At 28.5% G+C, this 20,621-nt stretch carries 20 protein-coding genes; 3 read left to right on the top strand and 17 right to left on the bottom strand.

The window, feature by feature from the left end:
- Window positions 1–5: 5 nt before the first annotated feature.
- The 9 genes from ACSYT2_RS02380 to ACSYT2_RS02340 form a co-directional block, all read right to left on the bottom strand.
- Window positions 6–818, bottom strand: a complete 813-nt coding sequence (locus ACSYT2_RS02380) for a class C sortase (RefSeq protein WP_438383204.1) — start codon at window positions 816–818, stop codon at window positions 6–8.
- Between the two features lie 27 nt (window positions 819–845).
- A complete protein-coding gene (locus tag ACSYT2_RS02375; protein WP_438383203.1) occupies window positions 846–2,414 on the bottom strand; it encodes a SpaH/EbpB family LPXTG-anchored major pilin in 1,569 nt (522 codons plus the stop codon).
- 60 nt (window positions 2,415–2,474) lie between these two features.
- Window positions 2,475–4,499: a collagen-binding domain-containing protein gene (locus tag ACSYT2_RS02370; protein WP_438383201.1), complete on the bottom strand. Its 2,025-nt coding sequence runs from the start codon at window positions 4,497–4,499 to the stop codon at window positions 2,475–2,477.
- 266 nt (window positions 4,500–4,765) lie between these two features.
- Window positions 4,766–5,746 carry an ABC transporter permease gene (locus ACSYT2_RS02365; protein ID WP_438383200.1) on the bottom strand — a complete coding sequence of 327 codons (981 nt, stop codon included), beginning with the start codon at window positions 5,744–5,746 and terminating at the stop codon, window positions 4,766–4,768.
- A gap of 11 nt (window positions 5,747–5,757) precedes the next feature.
- Window positions 5,758–6,495 (bottom strand): ABC transporter permease, encoded by a 738-nt coding sequence (locus tag ACSYT2_RS02360; protein WP_438383197.1) that lies wholly within the window; start codon window positions 6,493–6,495, stop codon window positions 5,758–5,760.
- Window positions 6,496–6,504: 9 nt separating this feature from the next.
- A complete protein-coding gene (locus ACSYT2_RS02355) occupies window positions 6,505–7,437 on the bottom strand; it encodes an ABC transporter ATP-binding protein (protein WP_438383195.1) in 933 nt (310 codons plus the stop codon).
- Window positions 7,438–7,556: 119 nt separating this feature from the next.
- The gene (locus ACSYT2_RS02350) at window positions 7,557–8,360 is read right to left on the bottom strand and encodes a MerR family transcriptional regulator (RefSeq protein ID WP_430857179.1); all 804 of its coding nucleotides are present in this window, start codon (window positions 8,358–8,360) and stop codon (window positions 7,557–7,559) included.
- Between the two features lie 210 nt (window positions 8,361–8,570).
- Window positions 8,571–9,287 carry a YczE/YyaS/YitT family protein gene (locus ACSYT2_RS02345; protein ID WP_438383192.1) on the bottom strand — a complete coding sequence of 239 codons (717 nt, stop codon included), beginning with the start codon at window positions 9,285–9,287 and terminating at the stop codon, window positions 8,571–8,573.
- A gap of 128 nt (window positions 9,288–9,415) precedes the next feature.
- Window positions 9,416–10,600: an MFS transporter gene (locus ACSYT2_RS02340; protein ID WP_438383189.1), complete on the bottom strand. Its 1,185-nt coding sequence runs from the start codon at window positions 10,598–10,600 to the stop codon at window positions 9,416–9,418.
- Window positions 10,601–10,715: 115 nt separating this feature from the next.
- Here ACSYT2_RS02340 and ACSYT2_RS02335 point away from each other — a divergent pair, with 115 nt between their 5' ends.
- The gene (locus ACSYT2_RS02335; protein ID WP_438383186.1) at window positions 10,716–11,393 is read left to right on the top strand and encodes a Crp/Fnr family transcriptional regulator; all 678 of its coding nucleotides are present in this window, start codon (window positions 10,716–10,718) and stop codon (window positions 11,391–11,393) included.
- Between the two features lie 7 nt (window positions 11,394–11,400).
- Here ACSYT2_RS02335 and ACSYT2_RS02330 read toward each other — a convergent pair whose 3' ends face one another.
- The 6 genes from ACSYT2_RS02330 to ACSYT2_RS02305 all read right to left on the bottom strand — a co-directional run bounded on the left by ACSYT2_RS02330 (window position 11,401) and on the right by ACSYT2_RS02305 (window position 15,517).
- On the bottom strand, window positions 11,401–11,931 hold the full coding sequence (locus tag ACSYT2_RS02330) for a 2'-5' RNA ligase family protein (RefSeq protein WP_438383185.1): 531 nt from the start codon (window positions 11,929–11,931) through the stop codon (window positions 11,401–11,403).
- A 104-nt stretch (window positions 11,932–12,035) separates the two neighbouring features.
- Window positions 12,036–12,635 (bottom strand): nitroreductase family protein, encoded by a 600-nt coding sequence (locus ACSYT2_RS02325; RefSeq protein WP_438383183.1) that lies wholly within the window; start codon window positions 12,633–12,635, stop codon window positions 12,036–12,038.
- 79 nt (window positions 12,636–12,714) lie between these two features.
- Window positions 12,715–13,416, bottom strand: coding sequence for a pirin family protein (locus ACSYT2_RS02320; protein ID WP_438383181.1), 702 nt, complete (start codon window positions 13,414–13,416; stop codon window positions 12,715–12,717).
- Between the two features lie 246 nt (window positions 13,417–13,662).
- The gene (locus tag ACSYT2_RS02315; RefSeq protein ID WP_438383178.1) at window positions 13,663–13,971 is read right to left on the bottom strand and encodes a winged helix-turn-helix transcriptional regulator; all 309 of its coding nucleotides are present in this window, start codon (window positions 13,969–13,971) and stop codon (window positions 13,663–13,665) included.
- Window positions 13,972–14,163: 192 nt separating this feature from the next.
- On the bottom strand, window positions 14,164–14,631 hold the full coding sequence (locus tag ACSYT2_RS02310; RefSeq protein ID WP_438383176.1) for an SAM-dependent methyltransferase: 468 nt from the start codon (window positions 14,629–14,631) through the stop codon (window positions 14,164–14,166).
- A 67-nt stretch (window positions 14,632–14,698) separates the two neighbouring features.
- A complete protein-coding gene (locus ACSYT2_RS02305; RefSeq protein WP_430857170.1) occupies window positions 14,699–15,517 on the bottom strand; it encodes a MerR family transcriptional regulator in 819 nt (272 codons plus the stop codon).
- A 298-nt stretch (window positions 15,518–15,815) separates the two neighbouring features.
- Between ACSYT2_RS02305 and ACSYT2_RS02300 the strand changes: the two genes are divergently transcribed.
- Both ACSYT2_RS02300 and ACSYT2_RS02295 read left to right on the top strand, forming a co-directional pair.
- The gene (locus tag ACSYT2_RS02300; protein ID WP_430857169.1) at window positions 15,816–15,944 is read left to right on the top strand and encodes a hypothetical protein; all 129 of its coding nucleotides are present in this window, start codon (window positions 15,816–15,818) and stop codon (window positions 15,942–15,944) included.
- 243 nt (window positions 15,945–16,187) lie between these two features.
- Window positions 16,188–17,096, top strand: coding sequence for a DUF11 domain-containing protein (locus ACSYT2_RS02295; protein WP_430857168.1), 909 nt, complete (start codon window positions 16,188–16,190; stop codon window positions 17,094–17,096).
- A gap of 67 nt (window positions 17,097–17,163) precedes the next feature.
- On the opposite strand, the gene ACSYT2_RS02290 is transcribed toward ACSYT2_RS02295, so the two are convergent.
- On the bottom strand, window positions 17,164–18,921 hold the full coding sequence (locus ACSYT2_RS02290; RefSeq protein ID WP_438383172.1) for an isopeptide-forming domain-containing fimbrial protein: 1,758 nt from the start codon (window positions 18,919–18,921) through the stop codon (window positions 17,164–17,166).
- A gap of 148 nt (window positions 18,922–19,069) precedes the next feature.
- Window positions 19,070–20,602, bottom strand: a complete 1,533-nt coding sequence (locus tag ACSYT2_RS02285; protein WP_438383170.1) for a hypothetical protein — start codon at window positions 20,600–20,602, stop codon at window positions 19,070–19,072.
- Between the last annotated feature and the right edge of the window lie 19 nt (window positions 20,603–20,621).

The raw sequence follows: 20,621 nt of genomic DNA, 5'->3' as shown, positions 1-20,621 counted from the left end.
CCCCCTCAAGTTCTATTTTTATTTATTTTTCTAATCTTTAAGGCTATTAAAATAATTGATATTATACTTATTAAAATAATTAGAGCTGATTTCCATTCATTTTTATTACTAATTACATCTATACTCTCCTCTTCAATATCCTCACTTCTTTCTGCTGTTAGTAGAAGTCTATGAGAATTTACACCATAAGGGGTACATGTAACTAGTGTTAATAGGTCCTTATTACTTTCTGGCTTCAAAAGTTCTATTTCTTGAGGCTCTACAACACTTATTTCTTTAACCTTATAATAAATAGTTTTTTTATAAACTTTTATTGATATCATATCTCCTACTTCAAGCTTATCAAGATTAGTAAATAATTTAGCAGAGGGTAATCCCCTATGTCCACTTAATACGCTGTGATTTCCAATTCCACCAATTGGTAATGATGAACCTTCTAAATGACCTATTGCTTTTTGTAAAACAGGTTCAGCAGTTCCATGATATATTGGTAAATAAACATTTATTTTTTTAATTTCTATTACTCCAATCATATTATTATCATCCACATTAAGCTCAGATAAATAATCGGGGCTACTAGGCTCACCATTTATAAAATGAACTGATTTATTTAATAACTCTTTATTATATTCCTCAGCTCTTTTTAAGATTGCTTCTGTTTCATCCACATTTAAGTCCGTTATTTTTTCACTATATTCTGCTATTGCGTAAGAACTTATCTTTTCATTATAATAACTGCTAACTGTTGGATATATAAGAATTGTGAGCCCAATTAGAAAAATAACACACAGTATAATTGTAGAAAACTTTTTTTTCATGGCTACCCTCTATCTAACTTTTATATTTTATACAGTCTTTTTATTGAACTTTACTATTAATAAACCTGCTGCAGAAATCATTAATAATCCACCAATAACAGTAAATATTGTTCTACCTATACCACCTGTTTCAGGTAACTTGCTGGCAGTTGTATTTACAATAGTAGTTGCTAATTCAAAAGTACTATTTTCCTTAGTAATTCCATTAGCACTTGTTGTAATATCTATAATATTGCCATCTACATCATAAGTAGCAGTAATTGTAAATTTAATTGGATCTATTGCATTATATCCTGTTGGTGCTTCTGTTTCTTTTAATGTATATTCTACTGCATCATCTAATCCAACTATTTCAAATCTGCCATTTTCTCCAGATACTATTTCTGTAGTACAACCTGTTCCATGCTCATGCTTTTCTGCACAAACAGTATACTTGTTTGCTAACGCATCTTTTTTAAAGTAAATTGCTTTTCCTTCTCTACTTATTTCAAACTTTGCTCCTGGAAGTGCAGTTATCTTATCCTCTTTAGTTTTTAATCCATTTAATTTAAAGGTATAATCCTTAACAGTTACTTTTATAGTTTCTTCTTTAGAGTCTTCATATGGATTGTTACTATATTCTAAATATGCTGTATTATCATTATGATTACTTGCAACTACTGCATTTTCATTTAATGTTGCTGAATAATATATATTTAATATATCTCCTGCTTTAAATTTATTTGCACTAATAGCAGTTAAAATATCTACAGAAATATCAAATTTATTTGCATTAGTATTGTTATTTACTGTGTAATAAGATGAATCAAGCTTTGTTCCTGTTCCTTTATCCCCGACATATATTTCAATATCATTATTAAAAGTTAAACCAGCTGATAAACTATCATGAATATTATAAGTGTAAGTTTTATAACCAGTTAAATTGCTTGGCACTTTAGATATTAATTTATATTCAACCTTATCACCAATTTGGTTATCTCCAACAATGCCCCATTGCCCTGATTCATTGTGTTTGATTTGCTTATCTATTGTTGGCGCTGATGCTTTTAAATTAATAACTAAGTTAGAATCTGTTGTTCCTAGTGCTGCTGCTGCTATAAATGATGGAGCTATACTTCCATCTCCATCATCAAGAACTATATAGTACCCTAATGGCAAATTGCTTATTTTAACATCTTCTGTTTTGTCTACTGCAACATTAACTGCACCACTTTTAGCTTCAAAGGTAACACCCTTTGTAAGAATATAATTCTTTAATTCAGTTGCTAAAGCGTTTATATCTGAACCATTAACATAATCATATGCAAATTTATTTAATTTTACATCTGTACTTATATCATCTGAAGGTTTAGCTTTCCCCTTAAAGAAATCTTTAAAATCAGAATCTAATGTATAATTATAATTACCTGTTCCACCTGTAATTACATCAAAAACCTTATATGCACTATATTTATGATCTTTCATTGAAACTCCAGTAATAGCTGGATCATTCTTAATTGTAATACTTCCATTTCCTGTTGCTGCATTTACTAGTGCTGGTGACACCATTACTAAAGCTAATAATAGTGACACAAATATTTTAGTTATTTTTTTCATTGTTTAAATCCCCCTATTATTTTAATTATATTAATTTACCAAAAAGAACCAATTTAATTCTTATTGATTAAATTTATATCGACTTTTAATTAATACTGATATAGAAATTAAAATCATTGCTGTACCAATAATTATAAAAACCATATTTCCTATCCCCCCTGTTGCTGGGAGCATATATCCTGGTTTGCTGTTGTTGAATATTAATATATCTACAGTTTCTGGTTTGTACAACAGCTCTCCATTTGAGTCTTTAATTTTTGTAATTATATAGGTAATATCAAATGTATTTGTTTCAGCATTTTTCTTTACTGTAACATCAACCTTATACTCACTTTTGTCATATATTATTTCTTTATCTATTTTTTCATCTATAACTTCCTTTATATTAAATGTGTAACTTCCTTCCTTATTAAAAGTAATTGGTAAAAACTCTATACTTCCATCTTCTTTTGATGAAACTGTCTGTGGAATATCTTTATTCACTACCCCATCTGGGATGCTACCTCCATCTAATAAACCTAAAGTAAATTTAAAATTATAATCTTTTAAATTTCCACCTGAAAAATTCTTTTTACCTACTAATAACAAATCCTTTTTAATTGGTGGATCAATATCTGTTAGCGCAAGTGGCCACATATGACTTTCTCTTGTACCACCATGCCAAGCATCAACAATAGCACATCCATTCATATTTCCCCCACTCCAGGTAACTTGCCCAGGTGATTTTTCACTGTAATTCCAAATCTCAGCATTTGGAGCTATTATATGTCCTAAAATATCGTAATTTCCATCTGTAACAACTCTATATCCACCATTTTTAGTTTTGATATTAGGCATATTCCAGATTACTCCATTATCATCACCATACTCAAATCCTTCTCCAGCTCCTTGTCCTCCATTAAATAGTTTTCCATTAACACATAGGGCTGGGAAAAATTGATGATCTTTTCCCTCTATTTTATTAAGAGTTTGTTTTCCCACATAAAAACTAGTTCCATCAGGTGCAATAATATTTTTTTCCTTAAAAGTTATTCCACTCATAGCTAATGTATCATCTACAATGTTTATAATTGTTGGATATGGATAATGATTTTTTACTGGGTCATATCCTGCTGGATATTGAATATCAACTAATCTAAGTTTACTTGCATCTTTTATAAGATAGCTTTTTCCTGCATCAATTTTTAAATATCCAGTATCAGCTTCAGGAGATACTTCAATAGAATCTGGTCTACTTGCTAAATTACTTGATTCATTTAATATCTTACTTCTTGCATCTTCAAAATTAATAAAATTATCATTTTGAAAAATTGGTCCATACCCTGAATTACTTGGTCCAGTAAAGGCTTTGCCATCCTTTGAGTAAACAGTATGCTTTCCTGAGTTTTGATTTTTTTCTAAATCATTAAATGAGCTTATATATAAATTAGGCTCTTTAAAACTAGGATTCTTCTTAAAATCAAAGCCATAATTAAAATTAACTGTAGCTTTATCACTATTAATAATTGGTTCCAATATTCCTACATATGAAGGCACACCTTTAGAATAATCTGAAGCAATAAAAGTAGAATTTACACCTATTCCATAGCCACTTGTTCTATATGCTTTATTTTTAGTAACTATTGGACCAACTACATGTGTTCCTTCAATATCATCAAAAGCAAATATATTATAATTCTTTAATATATGCTTAATGGTGTAAGAACCACCAAGAGAAGTAAATGTATCATTAGTTGGAATTCTAGAACCTATTGCCCTTACTAAAGTAGATTCTTCTTGTTCTGATGATATTATATCTTCCTTATTATCTTGCTTCCTATCATCCTCCTTACCTTTTTCATCCTTATCATAAGCCTCCACTGGGCTATCTTTATCAAAAGTATCTGATAACTTTACTTTAGTCTCTGTATTATCTGTTTCAGGTGTAAACAGATTACTATTTATCGCTTCAACTGAGCTACCAGAAAATAGTGAAGTTGCTAGCATAAAGGTTAAAGAAAGTATTAAAGTAATAAAAAATGAGTTTGGCTTCCTTATTTGCTTTTTATTAAGTCTTCTTAACTTTCTGTCCCTACCTTTATTCATTAGTAAAACCTCCTCTTTTTTCTGTGTTTTCTACTAATCATTAAATTACCCCATCCCTTAACTTGCTTGAAACCTCACCATAGATACTATGTCCTTCCATATTTATATTCTTCAATATGATAATATATTCACTCATTATTAGTATTTTTTCTTAAATACCTAACATAATATAAAATGTTTACAAAAAATAAGAGGTTGTCTTTCGACAACCCCTCTTTCAGAGACCCTAATTTTATACAACTTATTTGAGCTTATTACTAATTTCACTAAATAAAATCACCATTTTCATATTGCCTTTTTCCTATAATTACACTGGCCAAAAGAAAAATTAAAATAGTACATATTACAAATATTAAATCTCCATAATTAAAACAATTAGATAAATCTATTAATCTTTTTTGTGGTATAATATTTCTGATAAATCCAATAACCTTATTGGTATCCGTAAAGCTTATTAAGCATCCACCTAAAAGACTAGTAATCATGGCAATTATTGAACCTGCCATTGATTCTGATTCCCTATCTTTAAAAATTGTTGCAATAAACATTCCAAAGCTACTACTTAATATCCCTACTAAAAATAATAAGAAGGTTAATAGTGAATAACTTATATCTAAATTAACATTTAAAATCTTTAAAATTGCAACTGACCATATTGTACTTGGTATACTTAAAATGATCATAGAATATAACATTTGTCCTAGAATATATTGGAAATATGAAATTCGTCCACTTAGTACCCTAGTATAAGTTCCATTTTCCCTATCAGCTAAGAAAAAGTCCATAACCATTGTAGTTGCCCCCATAAAGAGGAACATTATTAAAAATCCAATTACTTTTCCTTGGACTGTAGTATTCTCATTTTCCCCCTCACAAACCTCCCCTTTTAAGCTTGCTTCTAGAGCTTTTTTTATTTCCTCACCTCTATAGGAAATAACAGTAGCCTCAGCACCATTTAAGTTTATTTCTGCTAAATAAACTCCTTTTATAAGTTCAGTTTTACTTGGAGATTCCTCCAGAAATTCCACTTTAATTTTTTCATTACTTACCATAGAGTTTTCAACTATCCCTTTTTCTTCTCCCTTTGCACCTACAACTGCTATTTTACCCTTTATACCATCACTTCCATTAAAATATACCCCCAAGCAAATTATTATTGGCATAACTACAATTATCATTGCTAGCATACCCTTCTCTTTTGTAATTCTATATAAATTATTTTTCATTACTAATAATATATTTCTCATAGCTTCCCCCTCTATAAATACTTCTCAATTTTAAATGTCTTAGAAGTTAATCCAAGAAGTACTATTGAAATAATAATAGTAATTCCTATGGTTACAAAAAGAATAGTGTTGTTATCATCATACATACTATTTAAAAGTCCATCCATTAACCATTTTACTGGTGATATTTTTGATAACATTGCAGGCACTCCCCCTAATGCTTCTAATGAAAAGAAGGCCCCTCCAAGTACACATAGAACTGACTCCACTATATTAAATACTATATTTATAACCCCGATATTCTTTATTACTGTACATAAAAACATTCCTAAAGCGTTTGACATAAAGGAAAGTATTAAAAAAGATATATAGATTAGAATTCCATTCCCATTATAGTTAACTCCAAATAGAAGGCTAAAAGTTATCATTGCAAATGCAATAGCAACAGAAGAATAAATTGTTCCACTTATTATTTGAGAAAGATATATTCCTAAATTTCTAATTGGTGTGTACATAGTTCTTAAATTTCCTGACTTTTTATGATTATCAAGAAAGTTAAATGAACTAATAAGCCCTGAACTTGTAAATATAAAAATCATCATCCCTACTGAGTAATATTCATAAGAAGACAGGCCTCCACTAAAGGTGCTTTGTGTTAAATAGCCTATAATTCCTGTTAGTACTATTGGATAAATAAAAAACATCATAAACATTTCTTTGGCTTTCCATATTAATTTAAGTTGAAACTTTATCATATTTACCATATTCATATTTATCACCTAATCCCTTAAATTTCTTCCTGTTAGATTTAAGAAGGTAGTTTCTAAGTTTTGCTCTTCAGTAACCATATTTTTGATTTTTACTTTAGCATTTATAAGCTTTAATATTATCTTATCTAAGTTGTTTGCATCCTTTATTGTACTAACTTTTAATGATTCTCCTACTTCTACCTTATTTACTCCTTCAATTGACTCAAATATAGTCTTTTCTATATTTTCAATTCCTTCTCCTGAAATATTATAAACTGTACTTTCTTCCATGCTCTTTTTTAATTCTTCTAAGGTTCCCTCTGCTATAATTACCCCTTTATCTATAATTAGAACCCTATCACATATTGCTTCAACCTCCTCCATATAGTGGGTTGTATATATGATAGTTGTGCCTCTTTCTCTTAGTTTCTTAATAGATTCTAAAATATGATTTCTAGATTGTGGGTCAATTCCAACAGTAGGTTCATCTAATATTAGAATCTTTGGACTATGTGCCAATGCACAAGCTATATTTAATCTTCTTTTCATACCACCAGAATAAGTCTTTGGTAAATCCTTTCCCCTATCTAAAAGTCCTACCATATCTAGTGCCTCTTCCGACTTTCTTTTTAGTTCTTCTCCTCTTAATCCATAAAAACTTGCAAAATATTTTATATTTTCTATGGCGGGTATATTTTCAAATATAGCCAAGCTCTGTGGAACTATTCCTAAAGAGGATTTATACTCTAATTTACTTTCTGAAATATCCTTACCCATAAATTGTATTTTCCCCTCAGTGGATCTTAGAGCTGTTGAAAGAATATTTATTGTTGTGCTTTTTCCTGCTCCATTTGGCCCTAAAAAGCCTAATATTTCACCCTTATTTACTTCAAAGGAAATTCCATTTACTACATAGTTATCAGTATATTTTTTCTTTAAACCACTAACCTCTAATATATTCATTGCTAAAATCTCTCCTTATAATTCCTGGAATATTTTGTATCTATAGACTTAGTTTAAAGGTAGGTGTAACTCCTAGGTCAATAGTTTTTTTAAAAAATAGAAGTGGAATAAATCCACTTCTATTTTACTGGTGTATATATCTCTAAATATTCAAAATTATTCTCATTTTTATATCCATTAAGTAGTAAATTTACATAAGCTACCCCCATAGTTTCATAGCCTAATTCCTTTGCATTTTTTAATATAGCAGTAGCCATATTCTCATCTATGTTATCTTGCTCTTCATCATCAATACCAACTGCTATTACTATATATAAACACTTTGGATAGTATATTACTTCTCCTCTTTCATCCTTGTCCTCTTCTAACTTTTCAAATAGAATATATCTTTCACTTTCTATAACTTCATTATTAAAATATACTATTCTTGATAATCCTGACAAGTTTACAGCTTTTTTTAATCTTGTAGAGTAATCATACTTTTCTAATATTTCACTAAAGGCTTTAGTAATACTATCTTTCATATTTATTTCATTTCTTACTACTACTGGCTTCATTTCTTTAATAGTAAATTTATTTAAACTTTCTTTTATTGATTTACAAGCCTCTTTAATATCTTCAATCCGTTTTAAAAGTAACTTTTTATATTCTATTTCTTCTTCAATATTTTTTTGTTTTTCCTCCAATATAGATTCTATTGTATCTATACCATCACTTTTTTGAATTTCTTGTATTTTCTTTATTTCTATATCTATATCCCTATAAAAATTAACTGTTGCTATCTCATTAATATCAGTAATTGTATATTGCCTATAACCATTCTCCTCATCTTGTTTAGGATTTATTAGGTTCTTCTCTTCGTAAAACTTTAAAGTATCCCTTGATATTCCTAAAATTTTTGCTACCTGCCCCACTGTATACATCTAAACACCCCCCTTATAAATTATAGGCTATATTAGTGATAGAGAAAACTATTAATCTACTATAACTTTCCTTTTCAACCTACTATTTCCTTTTCAACCTACTATACTAATATAAAAAAATCCACTACATTTCTGTAGTGGACTTAAGTTGCTCTCAAAGTTCCTCACCTTGGAATCTTATATAAATAAAACTTTTTATAAAATAATATCTTAAGCAGTAATAATAGTTTCCTCACTTATATTTTCATCAGTATTAACTATAAAACTAACTACTTTTCTTCCATAAGGTAAGCAGAATTGTATAAAAGGTCCTGTACTTAGCATTGCAATTATAGTTCCAACTCCGACTTTTCCACCTGAAATAAACCCTAATAGTAAGAATGCTCCATCAACAGCAATTCTTATCCATCTATATTCTACTTTAATTTTATCTTGAATAATAAATGGAACAATATCATTAGGTGCTACTCCTAATTTACTTTCAGACATTATTGAAAATCCTACGGCAATAATAAAACATCCTAACAATACTAATAAAGCCCTTACTAAGTAATTATATGATTCCACTGGAAAGTAAGAAACTATCTTTACTCCGAGATCTATTATTGGACCAACCCCAATAACACATATTAAAGTACCTATCTGTATTCGTTTTTTGTCTACTAAAATTATAATAGTAAATAGTACTATTAATATTATCATATTAGCTACTCCAGGGGTTACTTCTGCCTTACCTGCTATTAATTGTACTAATGAAAATTTCTTTAAACTTGTCTTATTTAGAAAGGTTGCTAATCCTTGAGTAAAAACTGTAAATGGATCTGAACCAATATTGGTTTTTAGAAATAATGCTACTCCTAGCTGAATAATACTCATTCCTATAAAAAATATTACTAGTCTTTTGGTTAAATTAATTGCTTTATTCAATATTTCCACCCTTGCTTTGTATTTCACTAATTTTCGCCCTTTTACTTTATCATTTTGGCATCTTTTTTGTAATAATTTGAAGTTCATTAAACATTCTATCTTAAACTGCTAATATTGTCAAAGTTTTATCAATAATCTAACGCTTCATTATTTTTTATTTTACTCTTAAATATACCTATCATAAATATTAAGAATGCCCCAATCAAAGCAATAGCTGAATATCCATAAATTGATCTATATCCAGAAGCTACAATAACTTGTCCCCACATTATTGAGCCTACACCATATCCTCCATCTATTAATGCATAATATATAGCGTTTGCCATCCCCCTATTGCTTTTGCTTACAGAATCTAAAATCAAAAGATTAACTATTGGTAATAATGATCCAACCATAACTCCACATAAGAATCCCATAAGTATTAACATTCCATAAGTTTTTGCTACAGCCATTCCAAATATAGAAGCTGCAAATATAAGAACTCCACTTGATACTACAATGTTAGTTCCTAATTTATTGACTATTTGATTAATAAATAATCTTGATGCAAGTATACCTATAGCATTTATAGTGAAAAATAAACCAATATTGCTAAAGCCAAGCTCAATTCCATATAATGCTGCAAAGGCTAAAATTGTACTTTCAGCAATTGCAGCTATAAATAATACTGTTGCTGGAATAATGATTTTTCTAATACTAATCCCTTCACTATCACTAGCTACCTCTTTTTTAACAACCACATTTTCCTTATAGGATAATCTAGATGAAAGTAAAATAGTTAATAGTGCCACAGCTGCTGTTACTATAAATAATAAATTAAAATTATCATATTCCTTACCAACTAAAGCTAAAGCAATTGATGGTCCTATAGCCGTTGTAATAGTTATACCAACCCCTGAATAACCGATTCCTTCAAGCATTCTAGACTCTGGAGTAACATCTGTTACAATTGTAGCAATTGCTGTTGATGATATACCAAAACCTAACCCTTGCATCACCCTTAATACAATAATTATATAAATATTATTTGTAAGTAAATATGCAATAGTTGATAATACCGTAATTCCAACACCTAAAACTAATACCTTCCTTCTTCCAATTTTATCTAGCATCTTACCTGCTACTAATCTTATAAATAATGCCGCTAAAGTAAATGCTCCAGTCATAATTCCTGCATATGTATCAACCTTCGTAATTTCCTTTGCATAAATTGAAATTGTAGATAATAACAAATTACATGCAAGGTTCACACCTATTGTAATAACTAAAGCTAATATAAAGTCTCTCGTCCATAACTTTTCCTTAGTTTCCACTGCTCTCTCTCCATTCTATTTTTTTTACATTATTTATTTTAATGATATAATTAAAAATAGATTGTAGTTTATACTACAATCTATTAAATAAATTTTTATATTGATGGTGATCAGAATGAGTGATAAATTTAAATTTTTACCTGGCTCTACAATAGATATTACATCTGAATTTTATAAAATCTTTGAAGATGCTGGTAGAATACAAAAATATAAAAAAGATGAGATTATATATTTTCAAGATGATAAAGCTGATAACTTCTACTTAATAAGGTCTGGCCGTGTTAGAATTTTTTTAATATCAAATAAAGGAACTGAGCTTACAATTGAAATATTAAGACAGGGAAAACTATTTGGTGAATCCTCATATTTTAGTTATGGTTCTAGATTAACATCTGTTAGTGCTGCAACAGATGTAGAATTAATCTCTGTAAACTTAAATAATCTATATCCTTATCTCACAAAATACCCTGAGTTAATGATTCAGATGTTTCATCTTATGTCATTATCCATACAAAACTTATCCATTCAAGTTAATAGTATGGCATTTTTACCTTCTGATAAAAAACTTGCTCAACTATTAATACGCTTAGGAGTATATTTCAAAATAGATAAGAATGATCCTACATATATTATTGATTATTCCCATGAAGAAATTGCTCAACTTATTGGTAGCTGTAGAGTAACTGTAACTAAGTTTTTAAATAAGTTTCAAGAAGATGGTTTAGTATCCCTTGGATATAAAAAAGTAAAAATCATAGACGAAAAGGGCCTTAGATTATTCGGCTTTTCCTAATAATGAACTACCTCTTATCTAAGTGCCATACAATAATATCTTCATAGGGATTCGTCTTAGATAGTGCAATTTTAGTTACCAAACCACTTAATGTTGTGAAATTTTTTTCTAACTCTTGAAATGCTAACATCAACTCTTCCTTAGTCAATTTCTTTCCAATAGTTGTATGTGGCATCCAATTAAAGGGTAAATAAAATTTACTAATAGATATATTCTCTACTGAAGATATACCTTCATATATATTAACTGATAGATTATGCAAGTATTCATTTAAAACTGGTGCTAAAAATATAACAGATGATTTAAATACTCCAATTGATGCCCAGATTATTTCTCCTCTATCAATATCTTTAATTCTTTTATCTAATAATTCTATAACTTTATCTTCTTCATCACTTTGAAATGCTGCAATAGTAATATGTGGTGGCACATTATTATTAGTCATAAAATCATTACCACTTACCACTGATACTTTATTTATTAACCCCTGTATTTTTCTTGCTGTTTTATCATCAAAATATAAAGATACTAAATACATATTTTCCTCCACCTACTTAAAAATATCTACTCCAAAAAGAATAGGTTAGATATAACATTATCATATCTAACCTATAACTACTCTATAATTTTATTAAATAAAATTTACATAAATATTTTAATACGATTTTCTAATTCTTGAAACTGCTTTTCATCTGGTTTTACTGTTGGTTTTCCAAATGGCATTTGTGCAATTATCTTCCAATTATTTGGTATATTCCATTCCTTCTTTACTTCCTCTTCAATAAGTTCATTATAATGTTGAAGTGATGCTCCAAATCCCTCATTTTCTAATGCAGTCCAAATAACAAATTGATGCATTCCACTTGACTGTTGAGCCCATACTGGGAAATTATCTTTGTAAAGAGCAAATTGTTCTTGAAGGGATTCAATTACACTATTATCTTCAAAGAATAACACTGTACCATATCCACTTTTAAATGAATTTATTTTATCTTCAGTTGAACTAAAGCTATCTGCTGGTACGACCTTTCTCAATGCTTCTTTTGTAATATCCCATAGTTTATCATGACTTTTTCCTAATAATAAAACTACTCTCGCACTTTGGGAATTAAATGCTGATGGTGTATATTTCACAGCATGTTCTATTATTTCTTTTATCTTATCATCAGAAATTACCGACTCCTTACTTATTCCATAATATGATCTTCTCTCTGCAACTGCAGTTAAAAATTCTTTTGACATATATTTTACCTCCAATATAATTCTTTTTTTATATATTTTAATACTAGTATAATCCTTATTTCTTTAATATATTTTAATACTAGTTTTCTTTTTTCATTTCTATAACTAAAATATGAGAAGTTTCTCTTGATTTAATTAAAAGATCTTCCTCAACTATTTCCATACCATCTCTTTCATTTAATTCAATTTTATTAACTTCAGAACTTCCTTCTATTTGAACTAAATAAGCTTGTCTTCCTTCCTTCACCTGGAAGCTAATTTCTTTCCCTTCTTCAAGCTCTAAAGAATAGATATTTACATCCTGATTTATTTTTATTGGTGCATCGCCTTCTTTGCTTGATACCATATGAAGCCACTTGTTTTGCCTATGATCCCAATCAAATCTGTAGTCTCCATAATTAGGGTTATATCCCTCTCTATCTGGGAAAATCCATATCTGTAAAAATCTCGATGTATCTTTTCCAAGATTATGCTCACTATGATAAACTCCTGTTCCTGCACTCATATATTGAACATGTCCACGTGATATAGTATTTTTATTACTCATGCTATCTCCATGTGTAAGCTCCCCATCAACAACGTAAGATATTATTTCCATATCTCTATGAGGGTGAATATCAAATCCTGTACCAGCTTGAACTAAATCATCGTTTATAACTCTTAAAACTCCAAAATTTATATTATTAGGGTTATAGTACTCTGCAAATGAAAAGTGAAATTTACTTTTCAGCCATCCAAGGTTACTATTCCCCATTTTTTTGCTCTCTATTTTTCTTAACATTTCTCTATCTCCAATCAATTAATTTATTTTTAAATATTTCGATTTCTTTTATTTATCTTCCTGAATAAAAGTTACTTAGTTATTTTAAGTAACTAACTTTAAAATCATTATCACATACTATTTATAAATAGTCAATAGCTTTTTAATATATAAAAAAGCTGCACTTTGCTTTAATTACAAAGTACAGCTTATAAATAACCATATATTTACATATTTTTTTCTACTAACTATTATGTATTGTTATAATTAATTCCACTTTTCTGCCCATTTTTGAATTTCCTCCATAGCAACTTCAAGTTCACGTCCTTTTTCTGTAAGTTCATATTCTATACGCACAGGGGTTTCCGGATAAACTTTCCTATTAACAATTCCTTCAGCTTCTAACTCTTTAAATCTTTCCGTAAGCATACGAGAGCTCATATTAGGAATTGCATCTGCTATATCAGAAAAACGCTTTTGTCCATTAAGTAGTGTTCTTATAATTAACCCAGTCCATCTTTTTCCTAATAATTCAAAAGCATTTTCAAATTTGGGACACATATGATATTTTTCCATATTCCATCACCGCCTGCTTAAATTCTATCATACTAACTAAAAAAAAGTAAGATTATTATTACATCACTTGTATTTTAATAATTAGCCCTATTAGTATTTAATTTAATAATACTTCTATAACTTTATCTTCCTCATCAATTTGAAATAATAAAAGAAGCACCAATCTTTCAAAAATTAGCGCTTCTTTCTTTATTAAAATAAAAACTCATTTTCCCAATTAAAATCTCCAGACTCTTCACAACATACTGGCCAATGACTACACCATTCTGGAACACTAGGCTTTTCTACCCTATCTATACTTGGAGTATAAGGTTTCAAATCTAAAATACTACTATCATTCATCCCATCAATGTAGGTAATATATACTATCCCTTTTTCATAATCTATATGTGTTATTTGAGTAACAGACAAGGCTATTGGATTAGGTCTTTCCGGTGATCTAGTTGAGAAAATCCCCAGCTTTTCAGGTGCCTTTTTATAAGGTTTCTTTGTTTCTACAACCTTTCTACTCTTGCTATTGTCACATTTATCAAACCACCACAATACATCAATATGACTAAAACCTTCTAATCCCTGTAATCCCTTTATATACTCCTTATTAATTTGAAGAAACATAGTTTCTTTTTCCACTTTAATCTTACCAATTTCTTTTAATTCCATAATTAATACCTCCTATTTATCTTATAAATAAATAATAGACCCTCACATAATGTGAGAGTCAATATAATTATTTTAATGGAATTTGTATTTCAGTAAGATATTCTTCTGGATTATCTACATCCTCAACACCTATATGGCATATCTGCCTAGAAGGTTTATCTGCCATATGCTCATTATGATTTTCAATCCAATAGGCAAGCTCTTCATATGCTTTTGCTAAATTAATATATGGTCCATATACCATTGCATAGGCCATTTTTTCAACAGACTCTACTTCTCTATATATAAATCCTTCCTTGTTTTCTCCAATCTTATGTACAACCATTCCAATTTCAATATCTACATTTTCCTCCTTATGTTCTATATCATGATAAATAGCAATATTATTGTACATATCCTGCTTTGAAGAAATACTTTCATTCTTAATAAATTTGCATAACCTGTCCCATAAAATTCCTTCATGAAAATATGAGGGCACTTTATCTCTTAAAGATACAATTAACATCTTATCTACTTTTTTGAAGTTTATATTGCAATGGATTTTAAAATTTTTCACTTCAATCTCTTTTATTGCACTATCGATTTTCTCTATTCGCTGTTTTTCTATTGCTATTTCTTTATTAATCTGTATTTTCTTTTTCTCTAATTCCTCTAATATCTCTACTTCATTACATCTTTGTATTATATCTTTTATTTCTAATGTAGTGAATTTAGTATCTCTTAATAAAACAACCTTTTGAAGTGTTGTTATTTGATCTGCAGAATACATTCTATATCCTGTAAATAAATCAACCTTTGCAGGTTTTAATATTCCAATCTCATCATAATATCTTAACATTCTAATAGAAACTTGAGTCAATTTTGAAAACTCACCAATTTTAAACACTGATATACCTCCAATATAAATCTGGAATTTATAAATAGAACTTATCTTAATATATACTATTATAATACACTTGAAGATAAGTTCCTATTTCTTCCTCTATAACTCTTAAATTATGATTATTACATATATTTACTATATATTAAATATATCTATGGTTATTTGAATAAATGTCAGGTATATTTTATTGAAATATGGGTATACTAAATAATAATTACTATTAATTAATATTTAGTATAGATTAATTTCTTGTTATATAGTATAATAGTATTAAGAAATAACAGTGAAAGAGGTGTTATAAATGGACGGAATAGCATGTGCACTTAGTAAAAAATGTAGAGCAGAAAAATCAAAGGAAATTGTAACTAATATGAACGAAGAACAAAATGAATACGATAGAATTTATCAAAAAGAAGAAAAGGAAAAGTAGATTATAATTTCCACTAAAAATATTCAGTTTAAACTTATATTTAAGACATGAAGGAGAATTATTTCCTCTTCATGTCTTCTTTTAGGTCTATTTTTGTAAAACAATTTAATTATCTACTTCTAATTAAATGCATATATTAATTATAAAAAGAGCAAAATGAAGTAATTATGAGTTCATTTAAATACTATGACCTATATTTAAAGTAAATATCATTAAAATAATATAATTTAAAGGTGATGTTTTATGCAAATAGTAAATCAAGCTAGAACGGATTTTGAATATAAATTATCACAAAAGTCACCAACTATTCAAAAGACAATACTAAGTAATAAAGTTAAAACAAGTATTATTCCGGGTATGTTACAATCAAGAAAATATACAGATAAAGTTAGAGCTACTCTATTTGAAACTTTAACTTATACAATAACCATAACAAACATTAGCAATTCTAAAGTTACTAATATATATTTTCAAGATATCCTTCCTACTAATTTAAAATTCATAAGTAATACTCTTATTATTAATGATAAAAGATTAATCTGTCTTAATCCAAATGATTATATTAAATTAGCTGATATTCCTCCAAATAATACAACCCTAATTTCATTTAAATCTTTAGTTATAAAAACTGATACATCCTGTTTAGCAGAAAATTCTTCAACAATATATTTTGATTATCTTTATAATGTGGAAGAACCTCCTATGCAGTTAAAGGAATTTACAAATACAGTAATAACTAAAATAAATAATAATTTATTTAAATGTTTTAATCTAGAAAGCATTGTTGATATGCCTTATTGTAAAAGAGTTTATAAAATTATTAACATAAAAGCTAAGGCTAATATTATAAATTGTACACTAGTCCAACCTCCAGAAATCAACAACATAGAAGATCTAGAAAATAGCCTCTGCACTCTAGTAGTAAGTGGCTGTATGAAATATGAAATAATCTATCAATTAAAAAATAGAAATATTCCTGACTACTTTCAATATAATCATGTAGAGTTTTTTTCAACTAATATCCCAGTTCCAATTGGTATTAGTTATACAGATGAATTTGATATAAATATTAATGTAGAAAATATTTATTTTAATATAATTTACAAATCTAAATTATATATAAGTTCACATCTGATTTTAGAGATAAAATGAACCCTATAGAGTAGACAACAACTAATGGTCTATTCTATAGGGTTCTTATATGAATATTCTGCTTTTTTTAAAATGGATTTGGATCTATATTTAATACTGTACTTTCAGGATAAGGACTTGTTTTAGATTTTACCCTAACTATAAAGTCATATCTAGTCCCTAAAGGTTCATTTAAAGGAATTACTGTAGTTATTTTTATAATCTTAGTAGTATTAGGCTGTAAATTTCTCATTTCTACTAAGTCAGCCTCATAAAGCTTATTTGCTGGTACATCAGCTACTTTAATATTATCAATATATAAAGAATATTGAATTAAAACTTTTTCTATTCTTAAATTAAAATCATCATATCCCCCACCAGTATTTTTAAAGTAGTCAATTATAATTGCTGTATTACCAGGTGGTGTTACTATAAATGCTGTTGATTCATTTATCTTGTACAAAGGGTTTGGAACTAGTGAAACCCCTGGTGGTAGTACACAAGTTAATACATTGCTCTTTTCACCACTATATACCTTACTAGGAGAAATATCATTGTAATAAGAAATAGCAGTAGCTTGAGTATTTATAGAAGCTCCAGCCCTTAAAGTTGATAAAGGTATTAAAGTAAATGTAATATATCCTGATACTGAGGGGCCTAGCTGAGGTACAGTTATAATAATTTTCTTAGATGAAATATTATATGTGGCATTACATAAGAATTTTACATCTATTGAAGAAAATAAGAAGTTATTATCTATAGGAATTTCTATGGTTCCATTAACTAAGTTTATAGCACTATTATTTTGGAAAATTAATTTAAATTGCATAATAGAATTGATATTTATATTAGCACTTTGTGGATAACTTATAGAATTGTTTTTGTCTGTAGCACTTAGACTCATTAGAATATTAGGATGATTTATTGTACATATTAAGCTTCTACTAATTGTAGTATATCCACTTCCTTGCCTTTGCTCATATAAGGCTTGGGCAGTATCAGTTTGTGTTGATGTTGTAGCATTAACCACTTTATTAGCATTACTTATTTTAGCTGTTATTATATAGGTTATGCTTTGAGATGATACCCTCCCATCTATAGTTCCCTCTGTAGGAAAAGTAACTATATTTGATGAAACTATTGGAGTTATATTTACTCCATTTCTAAAGGAAGGTCCTAAATAGACTTGTCCTCCACTAGGTAGAGTATCTTTTACATATAAACTATAAGCAATTGTTCCTTGTGGTATAGTAACTGTTATCATATAAGTTATTGAATCTCCAACTTTAAATATGCCTGCAAAATTACTTTTTGTAAGAGCTATAGCCAAGGAATTCATACTTACAGATGCACTTTTATTTAAATTGCTATATTGAAAATTAGATGAACTTCCATCATATACTTGAGAATAAGGATTAGTATTTGTAGCAGTGGTAGTTATTGTAATACCAGGTGCTAGAAAAGAGCTTATAGTTACTTTATAATTTAAGGTTAATGAGTTACCTGGTGATAATTTATTTATATAAACAGCTATATTATTTCCTTGAATTATTGGATTATTATAACTACCTGTACCAGTAATCTTTACACTACTTTGGTCAATTGTAAACCAATTATCAGATAAAGTATCATTAATAGTAAAATCAAAAGCATCTGTTTCAGTACCTAGATTATTAGAATTACTTATTGTAACAGTATAGTCGTATATCTCATTTGACTTTATTGCATTTTTATTTGGCCCTGATAAAGTTTTAGTTAAAGTTAAGTTTGGAGAGCCTATATTTATATTTACTTGACTTCGATTACTGTATGCATTTCCATAGGTATTTATTCCTTTTAATTTCATTAAATTAGCATTTTGAGTTGAAGAGCCAAGTAAAGCAATAGGAATCTTAAATCTAATTGTACCAGAGGATAAACCAGGAATATCTCCATAATAAAAATCAACCCCATGAGGACTAATTAATTTGGGAGAGGTAATTGGAAATATCCCATTATATATAGCTTAAATTATCTATAGGTTCAGCAGATAATGGAAAAAAGTCATCAATATATACCTGCTTCTGTATAGCTTTTAACGTCGAGGCATTATAAGTTAAGATATATTCTGCTAGATCCCCAGGGGCTAGTGAATTTATTGTCTTAGCTGTCCCATCCTTATAATAACCTTTAATAAACTCCTTTGTTATACTCCCTACAGCTATACTTGAGCTAATATTAGCATTATCTGAAACCTGAATTAAAGGCCCTATAAGGGTACCCAAAATATCTGTAGTAGCTAAGAATGTATCTGCTGCAACTACTGGTAAATTCAAAGATCCACTATCTTTCTTATACCTATAATAACTATCTATTTTTGCAGTAATAGTTACTGTTTTGCTAGAGTTTTGAGTTGCTAACTGAAAATTATAAGTTAGATAATAGCCTTCCATTGTAGGGTTATTTACAACTGAAGTTGGCGTAGATGAACTTGAAATATAGAAAATTCCATCTGGCAAAAAATAATGAACAACTATATCTTGAATATTATAGTATTGTCCCACTTTATATACATAGGTATATGTTATATTTGTTTGAACATCTACTATTGTTTTACTTTCAGAGGTTGTTATTATTAAGTCCATTGCAGCAAAGCTAGTACTACTATCTGAAGTTGAAATAATAAGTGGATCAGCTGAGCTCATATTTATCAACATATTTATTTTACTTCCATGAAGGATAAAGTTACCTTGATTACTATTATATTTATTCCATACTGCATAACTAAAAGTCACTGTAGTATTGCTATTAATTGAAAGGTTAATATTACCGTAATAAAGCTGTGTGTAAAGCTTATTGTTAATCATTACTGTACTAATAGTAGGGGTTAAGAATTTAGAGGAATCTGTACCTGAAGTAGTAATATTTCCAATATATCTTATACCATCCTCTAATAATATAGTTATATTTGCTAAAGATGTAGAAATAGAGTTATTAATAAATTTACAAGTTGCTACATTTACTTGAGTATAATCATTTAAAGCTATAGATGTTCCAGCACCCTTAAGAACCTTTCCTGCTGTTAATATATTGCTTGTAAATCTCACAGTTAAATAAGTCATAGATATCTTTTGAGTAATTACTTCATTACCTATGTCATAATTACCTCTAGGCATAGTATCACATTGACAAGAGAGACTTATTCCAGAAAAATTATATCCAAAAGGTATAGTTATTCCATTTTTAAACTTAGTGTTACATTTTACGGTAATACTAAATTTAAAGTTTATTTCCATAGGGGCAAGGTCCTTAATATTTACCCAAAAATAACTAATACTATTATCAGCATTAGTTACACTAGAGGTCTGAGATAATGTAGCTGTTGAAAGAGCCATACCATCTGGAACTGTTAAGGATATATTTAAATTATATAATCTTTGACTAGAGCTTATATTTTTAATATTTATATCAAATGAAGATGTACTCCCTACTATAATAGGTACATTATCTGTTTTATCAATACTTGCTATTAATATATTAGAAGTCACAATTATATCACTCCTTAGA

This window comes from Clostridium zhoujianii, assembly GCF_051590805.1.
In the GTDB taxonomy this organism is placed as follows: domain Bacteria; phylum Bacillota; class Clostridia; order Clostridiales; family Clostridiaceae; genus Clostridium.
The sequence above is the reverse complement of the archived record's forward strand: the minus strand, read 5'-3'. Positions and strand labels throughout refer to the sequence as shown.

Bases quoted from the DNA above. Each gene is read 5' to 3' on its own strand.
- ACSYT2_RS02350 (WP_430857179.1), bottom strand. From the start codon at position 8,360: ATGTATACAGTGGGGCAGGTAGCAAAAATTTTAGGAATATCAAGGGAT.
- ACSYT2_RS02325 (WP_438383183.1), bottom strand. From the start codon at position 12,635: ATGTCAAAAGAATTTTTAACTGCAGTTGCAGAGAGAAGATCATATTAT.
- ACSYT2_RS02310 (WP_438383176.1), bottom strand. From the start codon at position 14,631: ATGGAATTAAAAGAAATTGGTAAGATTAAAGTGGAAAAAGAAACTATG.
- ACSYT2_RS02290 (WP_438383172.1), bottom strand. From the start codon at position 18,921: ATGAAATTAAAAGGAATAAATACCTATGGAAATGCATACAGTAATCGA.
- ACSYT2_RS02315 (WP_438383178.1), bottom strand. From the start codon at position 13,971: ATGGAAAAATATCATATGTGTCCCAAATTTGAAAATGCTTTTGAATTA.
- ACSYT2_RS02380 (WP_438383204.1), bottom strand. From the start codon at position 818: ATGAAAAAAAAGTTTTCTACAATTATACTGTGTGTTATTTTTCTAATT.
- ACSYT2_RS02335 (WP_438383186.1), top strand. From the start codon at position 10,716: ATGAGTGATAAATTTAAATTTTTACCTGGCTCTACAATAGATATTACA.
- ACSYT2_RS02330 (WP_438383185.1), bottom strand. From the start codon at position 11,931: ATGTATTTAGTATCTTTATATTTTGATGATAAAACAGCAAGAAAAATA.
- ACSYT2_RS02360 (WP_438383197.1), bottom strand. From the start codon at position 6,495: ATGAATATGGTAAATATGATAAAGTTTCAACTTAAATTAATATGGAAA.
- ACSYT2_RS02320 (WP_438383181.1), bottom strand. From the start codon at position 13,416: ATGTTAAGAAAAATAGAGAGCAAAAAAATGGGGAATAGTAACCTTGGA.
- ACSYT2_RS02375 (WP_438383203.1), bottom strand. From the start codon at position 2,414: ATGAAAAAAATAACTAAAATATTTGTGTCACTATTATTAGCTTTAGTA.
- ACSYT2_RS02300 (WP_430857169.1), top strand. From the start codon at position 15,816: ATGGACGGAATAGCATGTGCACTTAGTAAAAAATGTAGAGCAGAAAAA.
- ACSYT2_RS02355 (WP_438383195.1), bottom strand. From the start codon at position 7,437: ATGAATATATTAGAGGTTAGTGGTTTAAAGAAAAAATATACTGATAAC.
- ACSYT2_RS02295 (WP_430857168.1), top strand. From the start codon at position 16,188: ATGCAAATAGTAAATCAAGCTAGAACGGATTTTGAATATAAATTATCA.
- ACSYT2_RS02370 (WP_438383201.1), bottom strand. From the start codon at position 4,499: ATGAATAAAGGTAGGGACAGAAAGTTAAGAAGACTTAATAAAAAGCAA.
- ACSYT2_RS02365 (WP_438383200.1), bottom strand. From the start codon at position 5,746: ATGAGAAATATATTATTAGTAATGAAAAATAATTTATATAGAATTACA.